Consider the following 21,922-nt stretch of genomic DNA (forward strand, 5'->3'; position numbering starts at 1 on the left):
TAGATGCATCTCTGAAAGCATCTGTGGGAGAATTTCTACAGGGCTCTCACAGGTGGTATCGCGCTGTCCAAGTCCGGAGATCAACTGATTTATTCACCTCATGTTTTTAAACGAATGCGCGCATACGATAAAATAGTGCCAGAAGAGTACGTTCGTCGAACAGCAATTACCCGCATCTCGGTCGACGACGAGCAACGGGAGTTGCTTGAAGAGACGATTACCGAGTGGAAGCGTGGCTGTCAGATTGCCACAGATCTGGCCTGGGGCAAGTGTAGCAAAAAAAGCGACGTTCAGCCACTGGCCTACGATACTGTCCGCGGCGAGACTGATCTGGGTAGCCAACACGCGATTCTCGCCACTCACCAGTCCGCACAAGCGATTACTAGCTGTCTCGAACGGCAGTCGAACGGCAAGGTGGCTAGCAAGCCGACTTTCAGCGCTCCGACAGTAAAATACGATACGCGGACACTGACGCTATTCGACGACGATACCGTGTCCCTCACGACGATAGAAAGCCGTGTTCGATGTCCGCTGGCTCTCCCGAACGACGGCGATGGCTATCAGCGTCAGTATCTCGACTCGGAGGAGTGGGATGTTACCGAGAGTACACTTACTGTTCGGGACGGTGAGTTCTTCCTACATCTCGGATTTCGACGCGAAAAGACAGATACCGAACGAAATACCGCCGAGAACGGAACGGTTCTCGGGGTCGACCTCGGTATCGAAAACCTCGCCGTAACCAGTACGGCTTTCTTTTTCGATGGCCGGGAGCTGACCCACCGACTTCAGGAGTTCGAGACAGTCCGCACGGGGTTACAGCAAACCGGTACGCGGAGTGCTCGCCGGACGCTGGCACAGGCGAGTGGCCGTCAACTTCGATACGTTCGGGACATCTTGCACCGGGTGTCGAACGCGCTAATAGCCGAAGCACTCCGCTACGACTGTGATATCATTGTATTTGAGAACCTGACCGGCATTCGCGACCGGACATGTGGGGCCTGGGGACATCGTTGGGCGTTCCGGACCCTCTACGAACAGACCGAATACAAAGCAGAGGTCGCCGGGCTCGCAGTACGACAGGTCGGGGCCGGGTATACATCACAGCGGTGCTCGGAGTGTGGGTTCGTCAGTGATGAGAATCGGCAGTCTCGGTGTCGATTTAATTGCCACAAGTGCGGAGCCGAAGCAAACACCGACTACAATGCAGCCAAAAATATCGGTATGCGGTACGTCCGTCGGGGCCAACAGTCGTCTCGGCGGACGGGCAACAGTCAACTTGCCCTGAAGTCCGGAACAGTGAACCCGAACGGCGGATTTTCCGCCTACCCAGATGGGTTCGAGGCCGAGTTCACGGATAAGCCCGAATCTCGACGAGCACAGTAGAGACGGGTAGTTGATATCCCTTCCCTCGCATTGATTTGGAGAGTGTACCCAAATGCCATACTGAACGCCGACTGAACAGTGACTAATATCGACGGTGTGTTGGCCAAGCTCCACAGATATCGCAATCAGTACACTAATTTAACTGCGAAATATTAGCGTAAATACAACATGTCCGCCGGATGGTTCCACTCCAAGCCCTTCGCCACTCGACTCATCATCGTTGCGACCGTCTGTGATATCACTGGTGCCGCGCTCGGGTACGCCTTCCACCCACAGCTCGGCGTCGATCCGATTATGGGGGTAGTCTACGGATTGGTCGCCGGGACGATCCCCCTGGGACTCTGGCTAACGATGCAGCCGGAAGTCAGGTCTTAGTACACGCAGGCCAAGTGGAGGGTAATGAGCGAGGAGTCGGACCCGAGCGGTATCAGGTCGATCGCGGTGACGGCTGACGACGTGGTGACGGCAGCCGAGCGCACGCTTCGCAGCACCGATGAGGTCGTCCTGCGCGTGACGCCACCGTACGCGGGGCGGATGCGGGCGCGGATCCACCGGGTGCGTGAGGGAGAGTACAGCGTTACGGATGCGGAGTCCGACGACCCAGTGCCGGTCCACGTCGACCCCACGGAACTGATCGCGGAGCTACCGACGTATCCCGAGCCCGAAGAGACCGAAGACGATCTCCGGTCCGCATCGGAGCGCGAGTACACGCCCGAACGACACCGGGAGTACCACCAGCAAGTCGTCGAGGACTGGCGAGAAGCGGTGCGCGACCGGATCGTCGATGAAACGACGCTTGAGTGGGATGGAGGGCGCAAGCGGGTGGCGGTCAAACGGCTCGGCTGAGCGACGGGACCGACAGAGTGAGGGGCGTCCTCCCGGTAGCAGAGGATATGGGAAACGACGCAGGCGAACGTGCAGGGATCGCCGAACGTGCGGCCAGCGCGGGCGCTGATCGTGCCCTTGCGCTGTTCCGCGGAGAACTGGACGTCGAGACGAAGGCAAACCCGTCGGACGTCGTCACGGAGGCCGATCGAGACGCCCAGCGAGCGGTGTTCGACGCGGTCCACAGTGGGTATCCCGACGATCCAATCGTCGGGGAGGAAGATGATGCACTGAAGGAGGTGCCCGAAGAGGGCCCGGCGTGGATCGTCGATCCGATCGACGGGACGGCAAACTACGTGCGGGGGAACCCGATCTGGTGTACGAGCGTCGCAGCGGTCGTGGATCGTGAGGCCATCGCGGGCGCGACAATTCTGCCAGCACTTGGAGAGGCCTACGTCGCGGACGACTCGACGACACGGTTGAACGGCGATACGATCTCGGTGAGCGAGCGGAGCGATCCGGCCGCGGCACAGGTCTCGACGACGCTCTGGTGGGGGTTCATGGAGGGCGAGGATCACGTCGAGACGATCGGCCGACTCGGCCGACAGTTCGGCGACATCCGTCGCTTTGGGTCGGCCCAGGCGACGCTTGCGATGGTCGCGAGTGGAACGGTCGACGCCGCTGCCTCGCCCATCACGCCGAACTCGTGGGATTCGGTTACGGGCGTACAGTTGATCAGAGCGGCTGGCGGCGTCGTGACGGACGTCCACGGCGAGCGCTGGGAGGTCGGCAGCGAGGGGCTGGTCGCGTCGAACGGCCACCTCCACGACGCTCTGTTGCGGGCGATGCAATAGACCGGAACCCTGAAAGTCCACCCGGACGCTGTATCGTGTATGGAAGAGCTGTACGAACGGATCGACGAGCCGTTTCGGGCGTGGCTCGCTGCGCTGGTCGGCATCGTCAGCATCCTCGTTGTCGGCGCACTCGCGTTTCCGCGGCAGGTCTATGATGGGTTCATCTGGAAGTATTTCTGGGGACCCGTTGCGGCCGACGGGCAGGGGGCGACGTGTGCCGTCCGGGAGGGCGGTGAGACGACACTGTTGACGAGCACTACCGAGTGTGCTCAGGCAACGGGATACGTCGCCGAGCCGGGCTATACGACGGTCTCGACCATCAGCTACGCACTGATCCTCATCTTCATGCTTGTCGGCGTCGTGCTGTTGCTTCACCGTCTCGAGATCGGCTACGATCCGGCGTTTTTCTTCGCGCTATTCCCCTTTGTCCTCTTCGGCGGGGCGCTAAGAACTGTCGAGGACGTCGGGATCACGCTCGGACCGGAGGCCGCCGCGACCGTGCCGTATCCCTGGAGCGCCGCGCTGATCAGCCCCTTCATCTACTTCACCGTCTTTTTCCTGACACTCGCGGCACTGCTGGTGAGTATCGGACTCTCGGAACGTGGGCTCGTCGACCGGTTCCAGCCACCGCTTGCAGTCGCAGGCTCTGCCCTGCTTGCGATCACGCTCGCGTATCTCGGCTGGGTGATTCAGGTGTCCGACGCGATCACGTTCAACGTCTGGGTGCCGGTCATCACGCTCGTCGGCGCGACGATTCTCACCGCGGCAGCGTGGTGGGCGACCGAACGCTTTGCCCCCAGTGTCAACGCCGGTACCGGACTCATGGGCGCGCTGGTTATCTGGGGTCATAACGTCGACGGCGTTGCGAACGTCCTCAGCCTCGACTGGAACCACGTGTTTGGCCTGCCGGACTACGGCCCCAAACACGTCGTCAACGGCTTCATCTACAACAATACCGGTACGGTCCAGCCCCAGTGGCTCACCGACGCCATCGGGACCGCGTGGCCATTCATTTTCCTCAAGCTGGGCGCGGCAGTCTTCGTCGTCTGGATCTTCGACGACCGGATCTTCGAGGAGAGCCCGGCCTACGCGATGTTGCTGTTGATCACCGTTCTCGCAGTCGGTCTCGGTCCGGGCACCCGGGACTTCCTGCGGGCGACACTGGGGATCTGAGCGCCCGCTCGGGCCGGTCAGTAATCAGGCCGGTCGTTCGGACCGGACCCAAGCGTCCCAACAATTATTTGGTTGAAAAATGACACTTTTACTATGTCCTCGTCCTTGCACACTCTCCAGCGATCATCGAGCGGGATACTCACTCGTGACGCGGTCCTTCTCGGGCTCGCGTGTGGCCTCCTCCACGCGCTCGTTGCGCTGTGGGCGTACGCGTCGATCCGTCCGGGATCGTTCGGCGAGGTGTTCTCCCCTGAACAGGCCGCCGGTGCGCTCTTGCTTGCCGCTGCCTGTCTTGGCCTCGTCGTCCTCGGTGCGGTGCCAGCCGTCCTGCTGTATCGTCGCGGACTCGTCGCGCCCGTCGTAACGCTAATCGTTCTCTTTTCGTGGTCGTTCTATCGAAGCTGGCAGTCGTTTGCGGCCGCGAGCGAGGTCGGTGCGACACCCGGCGTGACGCTCCGGCCCGATTCGGTGTACGTCATGTTCTGGGTTCTCCCGCTGGCGATCGTACTCGTCGTCGCGGTCGTCGAGCAGCTGCTCCGTGGCTCATCTCGACCGTCGGAGCACGTCTGAGCCCGACCTGCGGGAGTACTCCGCGACGATGACGAACGCGAGCGCCCAGACGATGGCCGCGCTCCCCCACAGTACACCTGCCGAGCTGGACTGTGCCGGGAACGAGATGGACATGAGGCCGTAGTAGCCCATCGGTACTGCGGCGAGCCACGAGGCGAGCCGCCAGCCCTCAAAGCCCAGTGCGGCGAACACACCGTACGCCAGCGGTGCCACGGCAAGGCCAACCATCATCACGTGGTGTCCCATGATGCCGTGTGAATCGAGCGTGCCGGTGCTGGCGCCCAGCTCTGTCGAGATGAACGCCAGCAGCGGAACGGCTGCGAGGGCGACCAGCCCCAGCAGCGCGGGACTGTAGGAGTCACCACGCCTGAACAGCCGTCGGCCCGCAGGGTGGGCGACCAGCGCGATACCCGTGAGGACGAAAAACGGGATCACCTCTTCGGGCCGGCCAACACCGTACCAGACGGTCCCCGCAGTAACGGAGGTGATGACGATGAATGCACCCCACATCGACGCCACTCGGGCTTTCGGCCGGTACGCCTGTGCGAACAGACCAAGCAGGAATATCGTCACGACGGTCGCGATACCCATGATGTGAAGCCGATGGATACCGAGTTCGGCGGCTCCGGTAGCGGTCCAGCCGGTCGCAAGCGTGCTGAGTAGTTCCGGAAGGAACAGCACGGACAGGACGCCTGCTAGCACGAGCGAGAGATAAAAGATCCCGCTACGGACCGTCATCAGTCCCGACCGTCGCTTGCGTGCGCCCACGTTATCGTGTGCCGATTCTATCAGGGTTCCATCACTGCTGGTTGTTCCCATGATACAGTGGACTAGACGCTATGAACGGCAATAAACGAGTATTCAGCAAAATACGGAACGTCCGAGAAACAGTCCTGACAGGAATCGGGAAGATCGATGTGACGATCGGAACGTCAGGGATACGGATGGAACCGACGGTCCAGCCGCGGCTCGAACCCGAGGTCGTCGGGGACCGTCCGTGCGCGCTCGCCGAAGAACGCCTCGCGGGTGAACAGCGGTTGTGCCTCGGGGACGACCGCACGAACGACCTCGAAGCCGATCGTCTCCAGATCCCGCGGCGTGAGCCTGACACCATAGGGGGACAGCCCTGCGTCGACGACCCGCTCGACGAGCATATCGAGTTCCCCCTCGCCCTCGGGAACGTCGTCCGGCCCCACCGAATCAACCGGAATCGGGTCCCCTCGATCCACGAAGGTGGCTGCCTCCTCGGGGAACGAGGCGTATTCGCCGATCGCACCGCTTTCCTCGCTCGCGGTTTCTCGCCCCATCGACCGGAGCTCCATCCAGTTCTGGAGGGCTTCAGCCAGAGCGTCTCGGGCTGCGTCTGTGGGATCGAGAGCAGCTGCCGAGCCGACCGCAAACCGCGGCCACTCGCCATCCCGGTGGACGGCGACGGAAATAACCGGGACGTCCACATCCTGTGTGACGAGCAGGGGCGTCACGGTGAGTTCCTCGCTTCGGGCGCGACGGGCCAGCGACTGGAACGCCTGGTCGTCGACCGTCAGTGCGAGGGGTTCGAACGTCGAGTACCACGCGAGCATCGTCGCGTCACGCTCGATCACCTCGTATAACCCCGACAGCAGTGCGCCAACGGTCGAGGAACCAAGCCCGAGGCCGGTCGTGATGGCGGGACCGAGTTCACGGGTCGGCGGCGGGAAGTGTGCCTTCTCTGCGGGAACTGACACCGTCTCTCCCGTGTCGAGGTCCAGCCCGGAACGCCACGGGATCGGCCCGTCGAGCGTGGCGTCGGTGTCCTCCGGGAGCACGAACCGATCCGGTGTGATGGGGTTCTCGACGTCCGTTGGACGGGCCTGCTGGAACTCCTCGTCGCGGTAGATCGCCGCCCCGTAGCGTTCCAGCGCCTCCCCAAGCGCCTTCATGAATGCGGTGTTCCAGTCGGGATGGACGCCAGCAGCCTTCGCGGGCGCGTCGGCGTCACTGAAGGTACTGGTTCCACGAACGTTTGCGAGGTAGTACGGGGCCGGGAACGATTCGATCTCCCCGACCGACTCGACGATGCCGACCCGATCGTCGAGTGCCATCTCCGCGCGTTCGAGCGCCGCATCGACGGGGGACCGTTCGTACGCGAGATCGATTTCGGCGTCAGGGGAGGACCCACACTCACAGCCCGGTACTGGTAGGAACTGGCGTCGGTGGTGTGGGATCTCGATGACGCCACCCAGTACGGGCGAGTCTTCGCCGGAGAGCAACTGCACGAGTTCGTGACCGGCGACCGAGCCTGCGAGTCGGACCGCAGTCCGGTCAGCTGTAGGTTCGCTGTCAGGTGTCTCAGAATCTCGATCAGCGTCGACGCGCGTCCGAAGACAGCTATAACAGCCCGTCACAGGGGCGAATCCGGAGATGGCTGCATCGACGTCGCCGATCGGGCGACCGCCGATCCCGCCGACCTCGATGGCAAGCCAGGGCGTTCTGCCCTCACGAGCGGCCCTGTTCGCCTGATCGAATACCGCTGCGCCAGCGAGGTCGGAAACGACAGCCAATTCGGCCGCTCCGATCGCGTCGGCGTCGGCCGTTTGCGTCGAAATCGATGCCTCGTGTAACGTCTCTGTGAGGGCGTCGATCGCGGGACCGTCGCCGACGAGTGTAACGTCCATACCCCGAGCATCGGGCGGGGTGTCGAAAAAGCGTGGGGATCTAGTTCAGGATCGACTGTGCGGTTGTAGCGAGTTGACCGTTGTCAGCGTCACGGAGTCGGTCGTCGCCGAACTTCAGGCGGAGACGCGGTCGACCGACATCGATCGGGACCTTTTCGGTGTCGATCAGGCCCATATCTTCGAGCTTCGTTTTCGTTCGGGAGAACGTCGCCTTTGACGCGATGCCTACGTCCTCGCCCCACTTGCTGATATCGTAGAGCAGAGCCTCGTTTTTCGCTGCGACGAGCAGGCTGATCGTCACCTCGTCGAGTCCGTCACCGTCGCCGCGGGCAGTTTCGAGAGAGTCGAGAATGTTCGAGAAGTCGGCCTCGGCGTCGGCGCTGATCTCTTCGCTGAGGGTCTCGCGAACGCGCGAAATCGGCGGCGTTCGGAGGTTGAACTCGTTGGCTGCCTCCCACCGGCTCCGATACGTCTCGACTGTTCGGTCGACGAATGCATCGTCCTCGGAGACGAGTCCGGCGACCTCGTTACCCGTGTCGATTAGCGCGACGATGGACTCGTCTGTGATGACGAGGGAGTTCCGGGGCGGACTTTCGACCGTCCGGAGCGAGAGTATGCCCATCTCGACGAGATCGGCGGTGTTACTCGCGATGATGAAGTCGTCCATGACGTCTTTTAGCGTCCGCTCTTCGGCAAGAAGCTGGACAGAGGGGAGTTCTGCGTCAGCGTGGGTCGCCACATCGACGAACGTTTCGATCGTCCCCTTGGCCGGGTTTACGAGCAGTAACTCGTCGTCGGCGTCATCGATCATCTCGCGAAGAATTTCATCAAGCTGTGTGTCGAGTAAATTCGAAGTCATACCTATCTACAGAAGAAGACGGTGAGATACTTAATTTTATTGGCCGAAGCTGAGCCAAATCTTTCATTCATTTATATATCCTAAATATACATTATGGATTTGGGGAAATCTGGCCCTTGCTGGCGGCCGGGGAAACAGTAATATGACTTCGAACCAGTTGCTGTGAATGCAATGATTGTGAGCGACCCCACGTCTGCACCATCGGCTACCCTACAGTCCGATCCTGAACGCGGGTTTGCCGGTGGAAGCGCCTACACGGGACCGTAGCCGACGATAACACTCCGGTTCAGAGCACGCTACACGACGACTTCGCTTGAGTCGTTCTCGTCAGGTGAGCTGAGTCGCTCGACGATACTGTTGATAAGCACGACATCGCCCACCGACCGAACCCACCGATACGGGATCATGATGCCGCGTCCATCCCCGACGTGTCCCGAGAACAGCTCCATATTGAGCTGGTGCAGAGCAAGTCCGGTCACCTGTTGTTTGTCGAGATCGAGGCGGACGTCCTCGATCTCTCCCACGAACACCCCATTGTTCGAGTAGACTTCACGGCCGACCAGCGCAGTGATCTCCGCTGAGGAGTTTTCCATACCTGTCCATGAGTGGGGAATCACGTTAACTTTTCGTCAGACGTAACGAGCCGCTGGAAAATAGCGCAGCCTACTGTAGTTCGCCGAAACACCCAATGGTCCGAACGGTATATATCGAATATGAGTAGTCCGGAGGCCGGCTCCAATCGACCGACAGTACTTGAAAAGGGCAGTGAACTCGACGAGTTCGTGACCGAACACGACCTCGCCCTCGTCGAGTTCTACACCGAGGGCTGTTCTATCTGTCAGTCGATGGAGCCTATCCTCGGCAACGTCCACCGGAACGCCCCCGCGACGGTGGGAACGATCAACCCCCGCAACGATCCGCCGCTGATCGACGAGTACAACGTCAGGAGCGTCCCGCTGTTCGTTCTCTTCGTCGACGGCGAGCCAGTCGACCGACTCGCCGAGGGGTTCGTCGAAACCGAGCGGCTGGTCACACTGATCGAATCACACGCGACGTAGCCGGGGACTTTTCCCGGCGCGGTGTGACGACCGTGCATGGACGTTCTCATCATTGGCGGGACGGGACTGATCAGCACCGAAATTACGCGCCAGCTTGTCGACGCCGGACACGACGTGGTCTGTTTTACGCGGGGGGAGACGGATGCAGCAGTCCCCGACGTGGTCGAGTTCGTCCACGGCGACCGTGACGACCACGAGGAGTTCGTCGCGCAGGTCGGCGACCTCGACGTCGACTGCGTCATCGACATGGTCTGTTTCGACGCCGACCAGGCCAAACGGGCGGTCGACGCGTTTGCGGGCGAGATCGACCAGTACATCTTCACGTCGACGATCGATGTCTACAGTCGGCCGCTCGACACCAATCCGGTCACTGAGGACGCCCCACGGGAACCGCCGACCAGCGAGTACGGGGCGAACAAGGCGGCCGCCGAGGACGTGTTCGTCGAGGCCGACGGCAAGGCGTTCGCAAGCACGATCATTCGCCCGTGGAGTACCTACGGCGATCAGGGGCCAGTGCTTCACACGTTCGGGGACGGGACGTACTTCCTCGATCGGATCCGGAAGGGCAAGCCGATCGTCGTTCACGGAGATGGTACCTCACTGTGGGGACCCTGCCATCGTGAGGACGTCGCGCGGGCGTTCGTCAACGCCGTGGGCAACGAGACTGCGTACGGCGAGACCTATCACGTCACCAGCGAGGAGGTGATCACGTGGAACCAGTACTACGAAATCGTCGCCGATGCGCTTGATGCCCCCGAGCCCGAACTCGTCCACATCCCGACCGAGCAGTTGCTGGAGGCTGATCCAGAGCGCCGTCATTTACTGGAAAACCACACGTACTACGCCACGGTGTTCGACAACAGCAAAGCCCGTCGGGAGCTCGATTTTGAGTACACGACCTCGTTCTCCGAAGGGGTTTCGCGGGCGGTTGAGTGGCTTGATGCTCACGACAAGATCGAGCCGTGGGATAGCGAGCGCGACGACGAGATTGTTGACGCCTGGCGCGAGGCGATGGGGGCGTTTCAGTCGATCGTAAACGACGAAGCCTGAGTGGGGTACGCGAACGCTTTTGCCGATCCGACTACCCACTTCGTCTATGGAGTATACCACACTCGGCAGCACCGGCATCGACGTGAGCGAACTCTGTCTGGGCTGTATGAGCTTTGGCGACGACAACGAGTGGATGCTGGATCGGGAGGAAAGCGAGGCGCTGATCGAGCGCGCGATCGAACTGGGTATCAACTTCTTCGATACGGCGAACATCTACAGCACGGGTACAAGTGAGGAGATTCTCGGCGATGTGCTGGCCGAGTACAACCGCGACGAGATGGTCGTCGCGACGAAGGTCCGCTTCCAGATGCGAGAGGGCGACCCGAACTCCGAGGGGCTCTCGCGGAAGGCCATCGAACAGGAGTTACAGAACTCACTGGACAGGCTGGGGATGGACACCGTCGATCTCTACCAGATCCATCGCTGGGACTACGATACCCCTATCGAGCAAACCCTCAGGGCACTCGACGACACCGTTCGGCGCGGACAGGTACGACATATCGGTGCGTCCTCGATGTGGGCTCACCAGTTCCAGCAGGCACTTCACACGAGCGACCGACTTGGTCTCGAACGCTTTGCAACCATGCAGAACCTCTACAATCTCGCCTATCGCGAGGAGGAACGCGAGATGCTCCCCCTGTGCGAGAAGGAAGGCATCGGCGTGATGCCGTGGAGTCCCCTCGGTGCTGGCTTTCTCACGCGCCCCCACGAGGAGTTCGACGAGACGATCCGCGGCGAACACGAGTCCTCGCTGGGACGTCCGTACGCGGAAGGCGGTGGCCGCGAGATCAACGAGCGCGTCCAGGAACTGGCCGCAGAAAAGGATCGGTCGATGGCCCAGATCGCGATGGCGTGGCTGCTCCACAAGGAGTGGGTGACGACGCCGATCCTTGGCACCTCCTCGATCGAACATCTCGAAGCCGCCGTCGAGGCGACTGAGATCGATCTCTCGGAGAGCGAGATCGAGTATCTCGAAGCGCCCTACGAGCCGGTACCGATCTCCGGCCACGAGTAGGGTTGGGTGACTCCGTTGAAGGCTGTACTACCAGTCAGGGGAGTCCGGCGAGTACCGTACCTACGTCGTTTGTTTCAGGCCACTACCAGTGACTCAGCCGTTAGGTAGCCCTGCGTACTGACTGCCATCCTTGTGGTAGATACGAATGACATTTTGTTCACATAATATGTGTAAAATGCCCACAAGACATCTGTCCAGATGTCAGATGAGTCAAAATATGAACCGCAGAGGATTTCTTGGGGTGTGCGGAGTGGGCTGTGGGATAGGTACCGCAGGGTGCCTTTTCTCCGTTGACCAAGACGAGGACGAATACGATGGTGATCCGTGGGAAAACCCTGCTTCGAATTTAGGAGTGGGCGTGACCATTGAAGTTGTTGAGTCAGCGCCAGATGGTGTTGAGCCGGTTCCATCCGACGACGAACGTATAGAGGATGTCGAACTAATCAACGATGCTCTTGACCTGATCTTCGAGTCAGATTCCGAATCCGAAGAGGAACTATACGGGGAAGCGGCCATGGAACACACGTTTCCGCGAACAGGAGAGAAAGCACAGGAGGCCCGCGAGGCCCGTGAACAGCTCCCCGACCACGTATCAGATCCCGATAAAGCAAAAGAAACGTATATTGAGCATAAATCGTACACACTGCGGATGAATATCTCAAGAGTTACTGAAGGCCCTTCTTGAAAAATTTAACAGTGTGTTGTTGTAAATCATGTATGTATTCGTTACATTGTTAATGGGTATGTAACGACTACCCTCTTCGTCAATTGACTCTCGGTCTCTACTAAATTCGTACGGTGTAGTCAGCAGGGTTGTTACAACGCCCATCGAGTGAGAGTTTTACGAGGACGGTAGCGCGCGAATGCTGGGAACGGTCCGGAACGGCGGGTCGATCCCCTCAGTGGGAGATCTTCGATTCGAGGCGCTCCTGGAGCGTCTCCGGGTCGAGGGCAGTCTTGGTCGTAAAGAGCCAGTCCGACACCGACAGCTTGTCCGAAATCTCGTGGAGTTCGTGTGACGTCTGGTAGTAGTTGATGGTGGTGACCAGTACGACGCCGCCGATCGTATTCCCGAGCAGGACCGGCAGTGCGAAGTTGAGAACGCCATTGAGGAACGCGATCTCCCCGAGGAACACCAGATACATCACCTCGGTGCTTGCGACCACGACGTGGAACAGGCCGCCCAGCGGGATCGTGAGGAAGGCGATGTAGACGAGGAGAAACCGGGCGGTAGCGCTACGGACCCCGAAGTCCAGCCAGACGACGCCGGCAACGATCAGTCCAGCGAAGACTGCCTTGAAGAAGAGGTCAAACCAGGGGGTTTCGATGCCGGTCATCGCGATACCCGTAAGTGTCGTCGCCGCTGTCGGATCCAGCACGCCACCGTATGCCAGCAACAACGCCCCGACGGTTCCACCGGCGAGGTTACCGATCAGTACGACTCCCCACATCCGAAGCATCGCGGGCACCCCTGCCAGTCGATCCAGAATGAGTGCCACGGGTGGAAGCGTGTTCTCGGTGTACAGCTGGTAGTTGCCCAGAATGATATAAATGAAGCCGATCGGATAGAGCAACGCTCCGATGAGCGGGGTATCCCCCGCTGCGGCTGTCATCGATGCGTAGATGAGAACGGTGATCGTGATGGCGAACCCGGCTGCGACACCGCTGAAGAACAGTTCCCGGTTACAGCGCCCGATTTCTTCGTCGGCCTCGATGAGTACCCGTTCGTAAATCTCGTCGGTCGACAGCCGGTTCCGAAAGAGATTCTCCTGTTGGGATACATCCTTACGCCCCCGTCTCGATAGTGTGTCGGTCTCCTCAGTTTGCTCCTGCGTGGATGGCATCGCTCAGATGAAACTATTCTGTACTCCTAAGTGTTGTCCCTAACAGTATGGAATATCCGACACGGCAAAACGGGATGGGTCACTTGACAGCGTGTGTGTCCCTGCCACTGGCACGGGGGCTCGAATCCCTCTCCACTCTGATCCAGCGACGATCTCCAGCTACGTGGATGGCTCTCTGCCGCGGAACATATGTTTATAATTGTTCGTGATGAATTCGTAGCTATGCAGGCAGCCAGACTCCACGAGTACACCCACGATATGTCGAACGGACTCTCGCTTGACGAGGTAGACCAACCACAGATCACGGCCAGCGATCACGTGCTTATTGACGTCGATGGGGCGGGCTGGTGTCAGACGGACAATCACATCATCGAGGGGATGTGGGAGGAGTACGTCCCACAGCCGCTACCGATGACGCTTGGCCACGAGAACGCCGGAACGGTTGCGGCAGTGGGTGATGAGGTGACGCTCGTCTCCGAAGGTGATCAGGTGATCTGCCATCCGGTCCGTACCTGTGGAACCTGCCGGCCCTGCCGGATGGGTGAGACGATGTACTGCGAGAACGATCAGTTCTCGGGACTGACGACCGACGGTGGCTTCGCCGAGACGCTACTCACGAACGAGCGGGCGGTGATTCCCCTTCCCGATGGTGTCGATCCGGCCGAGATCGCGCCACATGCGGACGCCGGGATTACCGCGTATCACGCCGCAAAGAAAGCTGTCGGCGATCTGGTCCCGGGCGATACAGCAGTGGTCATCGGGGTCGGTGGCCTCGGCCACATCGGACTACAGTGTATCGACGCGATGAGCGCGGCCGACATCGTCGCCGTCGACATCAAACAGGAGGCCAGAGACCTCGCGAGCGACCTCGGCGCACACCACACGCTCGATCCCGAGAGTCAGGATATTCCCAGCGAGATCGAGAGTCTCACTGACGGTGGCGGTGCGGCGCAGGTACTCGACTTCGTCGGTGCGGATGCGACAACCGCGCTTGCTCCGGAGATCTGCGCCGCTGGTGGCGACCACCATATCATCGGCTACGGTGGGCATATCCACGAACCGGCACAGGCGCTGGTCAACGGTGAGTTCGCATACCAGGGCAACATCGTCGGCAAATACACCGAACTTCAGGAGCTGGTCGCACTCGTCGACCGCGGCGATGTCGATCTTCACACCACGCAGTTCGGTCTCGACGAGGTGAATCACGTAGCCGAGATGCTCGAAGACAACGAGATCGAAGGGCGGGCCGTGATTACTCCCTAGTACACGGCGAGAATCACAAACCACGTCAGAACGGCAGTAATCCCGATTCCACCGATCACGATCCCTGTGATGGGTAGTCCCTTTTTCCGGTAGAGTTCGATTCCACAGAACCCCGCGATCAGCCCGAGGAGCGGCATAAAAACCCATGAGAGGAATGCGGTGAGACCACCGAGAAACAGATATAGGTTCCCCGATTCGTTGAGGGCTCGCAGTCGCCGGAGCAGGTCTTGGGAGAGACTCACGGCGTTGTGTTGGCATGTAAGGGCAAAAACACGTCGATGCCGTTCGCCTCTGACTCGATGATTCGAGCACAAACGCGTGCCGTCAGGCGTAAATCCTGGTAATCCTAACTCCCGGTATGCACGAGCCACTACCCGAGTACGATCGGGTTGAACTATACGAACAGGCTCACGATTTTATCGAGCAGTATTATACGGAACTCGGCAAGGAAGACGAAATCGAAGACCGGCTTGACGAGATCGAAGACGAGATCGCCCGCCGTGGCCACTACGACCACACCACCGTAGAGCTGAAACACGGCGCGAAGATGGCCTGGCGAAACAGTAACCGCTGTATCGGCCGGCTGTTCTGGCAGCGGCTGAACGTCCTCGACCGCAGGGACTGTGAGACAGCACGCGAGGTACACGAGGCTTGCTGTGAGCACCTCGAACGGGCGCGCAACGGCGGAGATATAGTGCCGCTGCTCACTGTATTCAAGCCGATGATCGACGGCGAGCAGCAGGTGCGGCTCTGGAACTACGAACTGTTACGGTACGCGGGATATCAAACGGACGATGGCGTCGTTGGCGATCCCGACGAGGTCGCGCTGACCGACTACTGTCGGTCCCGTGGCTGGGAGGGCGATGGCACACGGTTCGATATTCAGCCACACGTCATCCAGATCCGCGACCGGGAGCCCGAACTGTTCGACGTTCCCGAATCCGCGATCGGCGAGGTCCCGCTTTCTCACCCCGAGTACGACTGGTTCGCGGAGCTTGGCCTTCGCTGGTACGACGTTCCCGTCGTCGCGAACATGCGCATGGAGCTCGGCGGGATCCAGTACACTGCCGCGCCATTTAGCGGGTGGTACGTCTCGACGGAGATCGGCTCGCGGAACCTCGCGGACGAGGACCGGTACGATATGTTGCCGACCATTGCCGAACAGCTCGGGCTTGAGACGGATCGCGACCGGAACCTCTGGAAGGACGAAGCCCTCCTGGTACTGAACCGGGCAGTATTGCACTCCTTTGACGAGGCGGGTGTCCGGATCGTCGACCACCACAAAGTGACCGATCAGTTCCAGCAGTTCGAGCGAAACGAGAACGCGGCGGGTCGTGATGTCACCGGAGACCGCGACTGGTTACTGCCACCGATGAGCTCGGCGACGACGCACGTCTTCGAGAACCAGTACGACAACCGAATCGAGCGGCCCAATTTCTTTTACCAGCCGGATCCGGAGCCGATCGAGGAGCGTCGCACTGATATCAGTCGGTAGAACGGTCTGACTCCGTATCGGCTACCGTCGGACGCTTTCGTCAATCACACCAATCCGGTTATTCATAGGGAGCCCTACCGGTTGATATGGACCGACGATCGTATCTCTCTGCGGTCGCCACCACGGGCCTGATCGGCACTGCTGGCTGTCTCACCGACGTGTTCGACGACGAGCCCGACGGGGTCGTTCTCGACGAACCGGACGATCAGCTGGCCGACAGCGAGGACCTCCCCTACCCGGCCTATGGGGAGGCGCTCCCGGAATTCGAGCTTCCAGACGGACTGAGCAACAGTGTGTTCGACTCGACTGCAATGGACCGAACAGCCCTGCTCACCGGCGTGTTTACGTTCTGTCCGGACGAGTGTGGCGTCCTTCTCAATCGGTTTGCCGGGGTACAGTCACTCGTCGACGACCTGGATCGGACGGACGATGTTTTGTTCCTTCCGATCACGTTCGATCCCGAACGCGACGACGAGACGGCGCTCAGGGAATCTTCGGAGATGATGGGTGCCGATCTCTCGCTCGGGAACTGGAAGTTCCTCCGTCCCGAAACGCCCGAGCGAGCCCGAACGGTCGTTCGCGACCGTCTTGGAATCGACTTCGAACGGACCGACGAGAGCGACCGGGTCGATCACTACGATTTCCTGCATATCGTCGTGACGCTGCTCGTCAACCCCGGTGGAGTCGTAGAGCGTGCATACCGTGGGGAAAACATCGATCCCGAGAAAGTAATCGACGATATCGACGACATCGTCACGAACTACGATCCAGCGATACACGACTGATAGACGATGATTGCCTCCTGTGCACCGTCGGGTGATCTGTACGCTGGCGAGCCGATCGGTCTCGCCGTTTTCGCCCTCGTCGGTTTGCTCGGCGGTGCACATTGTATCGGGATGTGTGGTCCGCTGGTCACCATGTACGCTGACAGACTGCGGGCGAGTACCCGACGTGGGGATAGCCTAACACTCACTCACGTAACCCAGCATGGACTGTTCAATCTCGGTCGGACTACGAGTTACGCGTTGCTCGGCGGGCTCTTCGGCCTCGCTGGAAATCTTGTGTTCGTCAGCGGTCGTCAGGTAACGGCCATTGCGAGTGATGTGCATGCGATTACTGGACTGATCGTCGGGACGCTCATCGTCGCTATCGGCCTTCGGTACGTCGTCGGCAACCATGCGCACGATATTTCGATCCCCGGGACCGCCCGCCTGTCCGGCGTAATCAGTGCGAAGCTGGTACCACGCGTCGATCGGTGGGTCGGCAACTGGCGGATTGCAGGACTGGGTGCGGCCCACGGACTGCTCCCGTGTCCGCTGTTGTATCCGGCGTTCCTGTATGCCTTCGTTCAGGGAGATCCGATCGGTGGGGCTGCTGCCCTCGGTGTGCTCGGTCTCGGTACGATTCCGGCCGTCTTTCTCACCGGGACGGTCTTTCAGTCGATCGATACCCAAACGCGTGTTCAACTACACCGCGTGCTCGGTGTCGCGTTCGTTTTACTCGGATACATCCCGCTCCAGCATGGGCTCGCGATGTTTGGCGTGGCGCTGCCTCACCCACCGATTCCGTACTACCAGCCACTCTGATCGGAACCCGGCCTAGCCTGCTCCTACTCTCCAGTAGTAGCCGACTACAACCCGCAACTATACGTAACAATCCAAGCACTTTTTAACATGTAGGTCAATTAACTGATTGGGTTTGGAAATAGCTGAATCCGGGGGATATCAAATGGGAGACAACGATCCGGGGCTTGGGGACCGGGAGGGAACGAACGAATTTACTCGCGGCGGTGCGGACACGAGGAACGCGTCGTCAGATACCGAGACGTTTGAGGAGCTACAGGGGGAAGTCGAGGAACTCAGTGCGGACGATCTCGTCGAGGATCCTGTGTATCTGGAGTTTCTCGACTCTTTTGGCACGTTCGAGCAGAACGAGGACAGCATGAGCCTCGACGAACTGCTGGAGGAAGCCGAGGAGTCTGCCAATACGGGCGACAGCCGGCCGCGAACCACCGATGGGGGTGCGGAGCAGCGACGTGACGACGACCCCCGTATCGAAATCACTGACGGGGATGAAAACCAGAAGACAGCGATCGATGTCGACATGCTCATCACCGCGCTCGAGGACGAGGACGTCAGCGATTCCAAGCGAGCCAAACTACGTAACGCGCTGGGCATCCGCGATAATCGGCAGGTAGAGGTACAGCTAAACTATCTCAAATCGCGGTTTCTCGACCTCGAAGCCTACATCGAGGCGATGGAAGATCTGTTCGGCGCCGATACCGACCTGCTCGAAGAGGTAGATGAACTCCACGGGGAGCTTGGGAGGCTCCGGGACAGCATCACGGAGCAAAACGAGAGAATCGAGCGGCTCGAAGCGGATGTCGAGACGCTCAAAGACGACGGCAGTCGACGTGAGGCGGAGCTCGCAACTATCGAAGGTCGGCTCGAGGAGACTAACGAGATGATCGAGCAGAATCTCTCTGCGATCGAGACGGAGCTCAACACCGCCCGACAGTGGCGGGAAAACGTCGCCTCGGCCTTTCGGACGGCACAGTCCGAGTGAACGACTCGCTTCCTTTTGGATTTGCACTCTCCATTCGCTCGGAACACACCAAACCTCCTGCCGGAGCCCGTAGCTACTCTTGCGTCCAGACTCCACTACAGGAATATTCATGATGCTGTCATATGATGGCATACATGTCGGATGATGACTGACATCGAACGTCAACCGGACGCCGAGGGGGAGTACCGAGAACACTTAGAGCGCAGTGCGACTGTCTGGGATCGGTGGAGCGACTGGTACTCGATGAGCGAGCAGGATTTCGAGCCGATACGCGAGGATCTGATCGGGCATCTCGGTCTCGAACCGGGTGATCGGGTACTCGAAATCGGCTGTGGCCCCGGCGTCAACTTCAAACCAGTGCTGGACGCGATCGGTGACGAGGGCCAGCTCGTAGCGATCGACTACAGCCCGGAGATGATCGCAAAGGCGAACGCACGAGTCAATGAAAACCGGTGGGAGAACGTCGATGTGAGGCGTGCTGATGCAACGACCGCTGATCTGGGAACTGGGTACGACGCCGCGCTCGCGACGCTCTCGATGAGTGTAATGCCCGATGTCGAGCGAACGGTCCGAAACGTACGTGGGGCACTGACTGAGGGCGCACCGCTTGGTATTCTCGATCTACAGAGGTTTCAGTCAGGACCGCTCCGACTGGGCAACCCACTGTTGGCCCGGTTCCTTCGCTGGTACGCCAACTGGAACGTCGATGGAGATGTCCGGGCAGCGGTTGATGACGTCTTTGGTGGGTATGAACTCCTCGGGACACATATGCTTGGGACGGTGTATACGCTCAAAGCAGGGCGGACAGTCGAGTAGTACGGGCAGGTATTTGAACGCGCCGTCTCGCCACTAGTTTTTTATCTGTTGAACGAAAATTTCACATATGGACGCTATTGTTCTGGCTGGGGGGTTCGCTACGCGGATGTGGCCCATTACTCGTCGCCGGCCGAAGATGTTACTTCCAGTGGGAGAGACAACAGTTATCGATCGAATACTCCAGCAGCTAGAAGACGACGACCGGATCGACACGGTCTACCTGAGTACGAACGAAGCCTTCGCAGAGACGTTCAGAGAACACCTTGCTGATCGGGGGTACGACAAAACAAAGCTCTCCGTCGAGGACACGGTGGATGAAGACGAGAAGTTCGGCGTCGTCGGCGCGCTGTCCCAACTTGTCGATCGTGAAGATGTCGACGACGACCTCTTTGTCATCGCGGGGGACAACCTGATCGGGTTTGACCTCGGCGAGTTCCTCGACGAATTCGAGGTGAACGGTACACCTACACTCGCGGCCTACGACGTCGGCTCGCGTGAGAAGGCCAAGTCCTACGGCCTGGTCGAACTCGACGGCAACCGTGTCGTCGACTTCCAGGAAAAACCCGACGAGCCAAACAGTACAATGGTCTCGATCGCCTGTTACGCGTTCCCCTCTGACTCGGTACGCTTCGATGAGTACCTCGAGGGCGACAACAACCCCGACGAACCGGGCTGGTATATCGACTGGCTCCAGTCGAACGAGCCGGTTCACGCCTTCACCTTCGACGACGTCTGGTTCGACATCGGCTCGGCGGACTCCTATCTGGACACGGTCGAGTGGAAACTCGATAGCGGGTCGATGATCGACCCCGACGCCACGGTCGAGAACTGCGAGATCGGCGAGACGGTCCACGTGATGGCCGGGGCGACCGTTCGCGATTCGACGCTCGAACGGACGCTCGTCTTCCCGGACGCCACGGTCGAGAACTGTAACGTCGACGAGACGATCCTCGATACGGGGATCGAGGTCGAGGATCTCCGGATCTCCCAGTCGCTTATTAGCGATATTTCAGTGATGGACGACTAGGTGTGGGGAGCTCCGGTTGCTTACGATCTATACTAGTGGCTCGATAATGTCTCGACCCGCTTCGAGCAGGTTCGCCACCTGCTCGTCGCTGTCGGCTTCCGCGTAGACGCGCAGTTTCGGTTCGGTACCAGAGGGACGAACCAGCAACCACGCGCCGTTTTCGAGGAAGATCTTGAACCCGTCCGTCTCGTCGACCCGGTTGACGTCGATGCCGCGGATCGAGTCTGGCAGTGAGCCGTCCAGTTCGCGTAGTACTGCGGTCTTTCGGTCGTCGGGACAGTCGACGCTGATCCGGTCCTGATGGATGATTCCGTATTCGGCGACGATGTCGTCGACCCGATCGTCGAGAGGCCGTTCGACGTGTGCGCTGGCGATCACCAGGGCGAGCAAGACACCGTCCTTGTTCAGCAGGTGGTCGGTCAGTCCGAAGCCGCCGGACTCCTCGCCGCCACAGAGCGCGCCCGACTCACGCATCCCATCGGCGACCCATTTGAATCCGACCGGCACCTCGACGGTGTCTTCACCGTGTGCTGCCGCGATCTTGTCGATCAGGAAGGTCGTTGAGACTGTCCGAACGGCGGGTCCGCTCTCGGATTCGAGCAGGTACTCGTACAGCGCTGCGTACAGGAGGTTTGGATCGAGGTAGCCCCGTTCGGGCGTCACCACCGCGATGCGGTCGGCGTCGCCGTCGTTGGCGATGCCGAGGTCGGCTTCACCACTCGTGACTCGGCTGGCGAGTCGTTCTAGCTTCTTTGCCGATGGTTCGGGTGATCCGCCACCGAACGTCGGATCGAGATCACAGCGCAGTCGCTCGATGTCCGCTCCGGCGGCTTCCAGCAGTGTGTCCGTGACGTCCCGACCGCTCCCGTGCATCGCGTCGTAGCAGATCGACAGCCCCTGGATGTCGGTGTCGACGTATGTCTCCGCGTGTGCGTGATACTCGGGAACCAGCGGCTCCTCGCTCACGGTCCCTCGCTCGTCTTGGGGAAGTAGATCGGGTTCAGCGAGGAGTTCCTCTAACCGTTCGGTGACCGATTCATCGGCCGGAGAGCCATCGGTCCCGAGGAACTTGATCCCGTTGTACTCCGGCGGGTTGTGGCTCGCAGTGATGACGACCCCACCGTCGAGGTCCCGATCGTCGACGGTCCACGCCAGTACCGGCGTCGGCACGTCGCGCTCGCTGAGGACGACGTCGAGACCGTTCCCCGTGAGGACCTCCGTTACTGCCTCGGCAAACGCAGGTGACGTTTCGCGGGCATCGTAGCCGACGCCGACGTGCTGGGCGTCCTGCTCCCGGAAGTACGAGGCGGCCGCCTGTGCGACAATGCGGACTCGGTCTTCGGTGAAGGTGTCGAGCGTCGCACGCCAGCCGTCAGTACCGAACGAAATCTGCTCCATATAATGATACAAGCACAGGAGCTATCAATAGCGTATTGGTTAGTGTATTGAAATATAAATGGTCGTCGCTGCA

Annotated in this window: 24 protein-coding genes; 17 read left to right on the forward strand and 7 right to left on the reverse strand. The window is 60.1% G+C overall.

Going from position 1 to position 21,922, the window contains the following annotated elements; translation table 11 throughout:
* Positions 1-135: 135 nt before the first annotated feature.
* The 6 genes from AArcS_RS02925 to AArcS_RS02950 all read left to right on the forward strand — a co-directional run bounded on the left by AArcS_RS02925 (position 136) and on the right by AArcS_RS02950 (position 4,805).
* A complete protein-coding gene (locus tag AArcS_RS02925) occupies positions 136-1,383 on the forward strand; it encodes an RNA-guided endonuclease InsQ/TnpB family protein (protein ID WP_238478929.1) in 1,248 nt (415 codons plus the stop codon).
* Between the two features lie 168 nt (positions 1,384-1,551).
* A complete protein-coding gene (locus AArcS_RS02930) occupies positions 1,552-1,758 on the forward strand; it encodes a DUF8141 family membrane protein (RefSeq protein WP_238478930.1) in 207 nt (68 codons plus the stop codon).
* 24 nt (positions 1,759-1,782) lie between these two features.
* The gene (locus AArcS_RS02935) at positions 1,783-2,229 is read left to right on the forward strand and encodes a DUF8009 family protein (protein ID WP_238478931.1); all 447 of its coding nucleotides are present in this window, start codon (positions 1,783-1,785) and stop codon (positions 2,227-2,229) included.
* A gap of 47 nt (positions 2,230-2,276) precedes the next feature.
* Positions 2,277-3,062, forward strand: coding sequence for an inositol monophosphatase family protein (locus AArcS_RS02940; RefSeq protein ID WP_238478932.1), 786 nt, complete (start codon positions 2,277-2,279; stop codon positions 3,060-3,062).
* A 39-nt stretch (positions 3,063-3,101) separates the two neighbouring features.
* Complete coding sequence (locus AArcS_RS02945; protein WP_238478933.1) at positions 3,102-4,235, forward strand: DUF63 family protein; 1,134 nt, start codon at positions 3,102-3,104, stop codon at positions 4,233-4,235.
* A gap of 93 nt (positions 4,236-4,328) precedes the next feature.
* Positions 4,329-4,805, forward strand: coding sequence for a hypothetical protein (locus tag AArcS_RS02950; protein ID WP_238478934.1), 477 nt, complete (start codon positions 4,329-4,331; stop codon positions 4,803-4,805).
* Here the strand turns inward: AArcS_RS02950 and AArcS_RS02955 are convergent.
* The 4 genes from AArcS_RS02955 to AArcS_RS02970 form a co-directional block, all read right to left on the reverse strand.
* Positions 4,779-5,624: a hypothetical protein gene (locus tag AArcS_RS02955; protein WP_238478935.1), complete on the reverse strand. Its 846-nt coding sequence runs from the start codon at positions 5,622-5,624 to the stop codon at positions 4,779-4,781. The genes AArcS_RS02950 and AArcS_RS02955 overlap by 27 nt on opposite strands.
* Positions 5,625-5,737: 113 nt before the next feature.
* Positions 5,738-7,459 (reverse strand): SagD/YcaO family ATP-dependent cyclodehydratase, encoded by a 1,722-nt coding sequence (locus AArcS_RS02960; protein ID WP_238478936.1) that lies wholly within the window; start codon positions 7,457-7,459, stop codon positions 5,738-5,740.
* A gap of 40 nt (positions 7,460-7,499) precedes the next feature.
* The gene (gene tbsP / locus AArcS_RS02965; protein WP_238478937.1) at positions 7,500-8,318 is read right to left on the reverse strand and encodes a transcriptional regulator TbsP; all 819 of its coding nucleotides are present in this window, start codon (positions 8,316-8,318) and stop codon (positions 7,500-7,502) included.
* 296 nt (positions 8,319-8,614) lie between these two features.
* Positions 8,615-8,911 (reverse strand): PRC-barrel domain-containing protein, encoded by a 297-nt coding sequence (locus AArcS_RS02970; RefSeq protein WP_238478938.1) that lies wholly within the window; start codon positions 8,909-8,911, stop codon positions 8,615-8,617.
* A gap of 120 nt (positions 8,912-9,031) precedes the next feature.
* On the opposite strand from AArcS_RS02970, the gene AArcS_RS02975 reads away from it, so the two are divergent.
* The 4 genes from AArcS_RS02975 to AArcS_RS02990 all read left to right on the forward strand — a co-directional run bounded on the left by AArcS_RS02975 (position 9,032) and on the right by AArcS_RS02990 (position 12,126).
* Positions 9,032-9,376, forward strand: a complete 345-nt coding sequence (locus AArcS_RS02975) for a thioredoxin family protein (RefSeq protein WP_238478939.1) — start codon at positions 9,032-9,034, stop codon at positions 9,374-9,376.
* Positions 9,377-9,412: 36 nt separating this feature from the next.
* Positions 9,413-10,426 carry an NAD-dependent epimerase/dehydratase family protein gene (locus tag AArcS_RS02980; protein WP_238478940.1) on the forward strand — a complete coding sequence of 338 codons (1,014 nt, stop codon included), beginning with the start codon at positions 9,413-9,415 and terminating at the stop codon, positions 10,424-10,426.
* A gap of 46 nt (positions 10,427-10,472) precedes the next feature.
* The gene (locus AArcS_RS02985; protein ID WP_238478941.1) at positions 10,473-11,441 is read left to right on the forward strand and encodes an aldo/keto reductase; all 969 of its coding nucleotides are present in this window, start codon (positions 10,473-10,475) and stop codon (positions 11,439-11,441) included.
* 217 nt (positions 11,442-11,658) lie between these two features.
* Entirely contained in the window at positions 11,659-12,126 is a 468-nt protein-coding gene (locus AArcS_RS02990) for a hypothetical protein (protein ID WP_238478942.1), read from the forward strand.
* A gap of 214 nt (positions 12,127-12,340) precedes the next feature.
* On the opposite strand, the gene AArcS_RS02995 is transcribed toward AArcS_RS02990, so the two are convergent.
* A complete protein-coding gene (locus AArcS_RS02995) occupies positions 12,341-13,285 on the reverse strand; it encodes a formate/nitrite transporter family protein (protein ID WP_238478943.1) in 945 nt (314 codons plus the stop codon).
* A gap of 222 nt (positions 13,286-13,507) precedes the next feature.
* On the opposite strand from AArcS_RS02995, the gene AArcS_RS03000 reads away from it, so the two are divergent.
* Positions 13,508-14,548 (forward strand): NAD(P)-dependent alcohol dehydrogenase, encoded by a 1,041-nt coding sequence (locus AArcS_RS03000; protein ID WP_238478944.1) that lies wholly within the window; start codon positions 13,508-13,510, stop codon positions 14,546-14,548.
* Here AArcS_RS03000 and AArcS_RS03005 read toward each other — a convergent pair.
* Positions 14,545-14,790, reverse strand: coding sequence for a hypothetical protein (locus AArcS_RS03005; RefSeq protein ID WP_238478945.1), 246 nt, complete (start codon positions 14,788-14,790; stop codon positions 14,545-14,547). The two genes, AArcS_RS03000 and AArcS_RS03005, sit on opposite strands and share 4 nt — an antisense overlap.
* Positions 14,791-14,906: 116 nt before the next feature.
* Between AArcS_RS03005 and AArcS_RS03010 the strand changes: the two genes are divergently transcribed.
* The 6 genes from AArcS_RS03010 to AArcS_RS03035 all read left to right on the forward strand — a co-directional run bounded on the left by AArcS_RS03010 (position 14,907) and on the right by AArcS_RS03035 (position 20,451).
* Positions 14,907-16,043, forward strand: coding sequence for a nitric oxide synthase oxygenase (locus AArcS_RS03010; RefSeq protein ID WP_238478946.1), 1,137 nt, complete (start codon positions 14,907-14,909; stop codon positions 16,041-16,043).
* A gap of 86 nt (positions 16,044-16,129) precedes the next feature.
* A complete protein-coding gene (locus AArcS_RS03015; RefSeq protein WP_238478947.1) occupies positions 16,130-16,828 on the forward strand; it encodes an SCO family protein in 699 nt (232 codons plus the stop codon).
* 6 nt (positions 16,829-16,834) lie between these two features.
* Positions 16,835-17,629 (forward strand): sulfite exporter TauE/SafE family protein, encoded by a 795-nt coding sequence (locus AArcS_RS03020; RefSeq protein WP_238478948.1) that lies wholly within the window; start codon positions 16,835-16,837, stop codon positions 17,627-17,629.
* Positions 17,630-17,771: 142 nt separating this feature from the next.
* Positions 17,772-18,608: a hypothetical protein gene (locus tag AArcS_RS03025; protein ID WP_238478949.1), complete on the forward strand. Its 837-nt coding sequence runs from the start codon at positions 17,772-17,774 to the stop codon at positions 18,606-18,608.
* 141 nt (positions 18,609-18,749) lie between these two features.
* Entirely contained in the window at positions 18,750-19,424 is a 675-nt protein-coding gene (locus tag AArcS_RS03030; protein ID WP_238478950.1) for a class I SAM-dependent methyltransferase, read from the forward strand.
* 67 nt (positions 19,425-19,491) lie between these two features.
* A complete protein-coding gene (locus tag AArcS_RS03035; RefSeq protein ID WP_238478951.1) occupies positions 19,492-20,451 on the forward strand; it encodes a nucleotidyltransferase family protein in 960 nt (319 codons plus the stop codon).
* Between the two features lie 27 nt (positions 20,452-20,478).
* Here the strand turns inward: AArcS_RS03035 and AArcS_RS03040 are convergent, their stop codons facing one another.
* Entirely contained in the window at positions 20,479-21,849 is a 1,371-nt protein-coding gene (locus tag AArcS_RS03040) for a phosphoglucomutase/phosphomannomutase family protein (protein ID WP_238478952.1), read from the reverse strand.
* Between the last annotated feature and the right edge of the window lie 73 nt (positions 21,850-21,922).

The sequence above is a fragment of the Natranaeroarchaeum sulfidigenes genome (assembly GCF_017094485.1).
GTDB classification, from domain to species: domain Archaea; phylum Halobacteriota; class Halobacteria; order Halobacteriales; family Natronoarchaeaceae; genus Natranaeroarchaeum; species Natranaeroarchaeum sulfidigenes.

What these genes read in the sequence shown, in the direction of transcription:
- AArcS_RS02930 (WP_238478930.1), top strand. Translation starts at nt 1,552, where the DNA reads ATGTCCGCCGGATGGTTCCACTCCAAGCCCTTCGCCACTCGACTCATC.
- AArcS_RS02935 (WP_238478931.1), top strand. Translation starts at nt 1,783, where the DNA reads ATGAGCGAGGAGTCGGACCCGAGCGGTATCAGGTCGATCGCGGTGACG.
- AArcS_RS02940 (WP_238478932.1), top strand. Translation starts at nt 2,277, where the DNA reads ATGGGAAACGACGCAGGCGAACGTGCAGGGATCGCCGAACGTGCGGCC.
- AArcS_RS02945 (WP_238478933.1), top strand. Translation starts at nt 3,102, where the DNA reads ATGGAAGAGCTGTACGAACGGATCGACGAGCCGTTTCGGGCGTGGCTC.
- AArcS_RS02950 (WP_238478934.1), top strand. Translation starts at nt 4,329, where the DNA reads ATGTCCTCGTCCTTGCACACTCTCCAGCGATCATCGAGCGGGATACTC.
- AArcS_RS02955 (WP_238478935.1), bottom strand. Translation starts at nt 5,624, where the DNA reads ATGGGAACAACCAGCAGTGATGGAACCCTGATAGAATCGGCACACGAT.
- AArcS_RS02960 (WP_238478936.1), bottom strand. Translation starts at nt 7,459, where the DNA reads ATGGACGTTACACTCGTCGGCGACGGTCCCGCGATCGACGCCCTCACA.
- tbsP (WP_238478937.1), bottom strand. Translation starts at nt 8,318, where the DNA reads ATGACTTCGAATTTACTCGACACACAGCTTGATGAAATTCTTCGCGAG.
- AArcS_RS02970 (WP_238478938.1), bottom strand. Translation starts at nt 8,911, where the DNA reads ATGGAAAACTCCTCAGCGGAGATCACTGCGCTGGTCGGCCGTGAAGTC.
- AArcS_RS02975 (WP_238478939.1), top strand. Translation starts at nt 9,032, where the DNA reads ATGAGTAGTCCGGAGGCCGGCTCCAATCGACCGACAGTACTTGAAAAG.
- AArcS_RS02980 (WP_238478940.1), top strand. Translation starts at nt 9,413, where the DNA reads ATGGACGTTCTCATCATTGGCGGGACGGGACTGATCAGCACCGAAATT.
- AArcS_RS02985 (WP_238478941.1), top strand. Translation starts at nt 10,473, where the DNA reads ATGGAGTATACCACACTCGGCAGCACCGGCATCGACGTGAGCGAACTC.
- AArcS_RS02990 (WP_238478942.1), top strand. Translation starts at nt 11,659, where the DNA reads ATGAACCGCAGAGGATTTCTTGGGGTGTGCGGAGTGGGCTGTGGGATA.
- AArcS_RS02995 (WP_238478943.1), bottom strand. Translation starts at nt 13,285, where the DNA reads ATGCCATCCACGCAGGAGCAAACTGAGGAGACCGACACACTATCGAGA.
- AArcS_RS03000 (WP_238478944.1), top strand. Translation starts at nt 13,508, where the DNA reads ATGCAGGCAGCCAGACTCCACGAGTACACCCACGATATGTCGAACGGA.
- AArcS_RS03010 (WP_238478946.1), top strand. Translation starts at nt 14,907, where the DNA reads ATGCACGAGCCACTACCCGAGTACGATCGGGTTGAACTATACGAACAG.
- AArcS_RS03015 (WP_238478947.1), top strand. Translation starts at nt 16,130, where the DNA reads ATGGACCGACGATCGTATCTCTCTGCGGTCGCCACCACGGGCCTGATC.
- AArcS_RS03020 (WP_238478948.1), top strand. Translation starts at nt 16,835, where the DNA reads ATGATTGCCTCCTGTGCACCGTCGGGTGATCTGTACGCTGGCGAGCCG.
- AArcS_RS03025 (WP_238478949.1), top strand. Translation starts at nt 17,772, where the DNA reads ATGGGAGACAACGATCCGGGGCTTGGGGACCGGGAGGGAACGAACGAA.
- AArcS_RS03030 (WP_238478950.1), top strand. Translation starts at nt 18,750, where the DNA reads ATGATGACTGACATCGAACGTCAACCGGACGCCGAGGGGGAGTACCGA.
- AArcS_RS03035 (WP_238478951.1), top strand. Translation starts at nt 19,492, where the DNA reads ATGGACGCTATTGTTCTGGCTGGGGGGTTCGCTACGCGGATGTGGCCC.
- AArcS_RS03040 (WP_238478952.1), bottom strand. Translation starts at nt 21,849, where the DNA reads ATGGAGCAGATTTCGTTCGGTACTGACGGCTGGCGTGCGACGCTCGAC.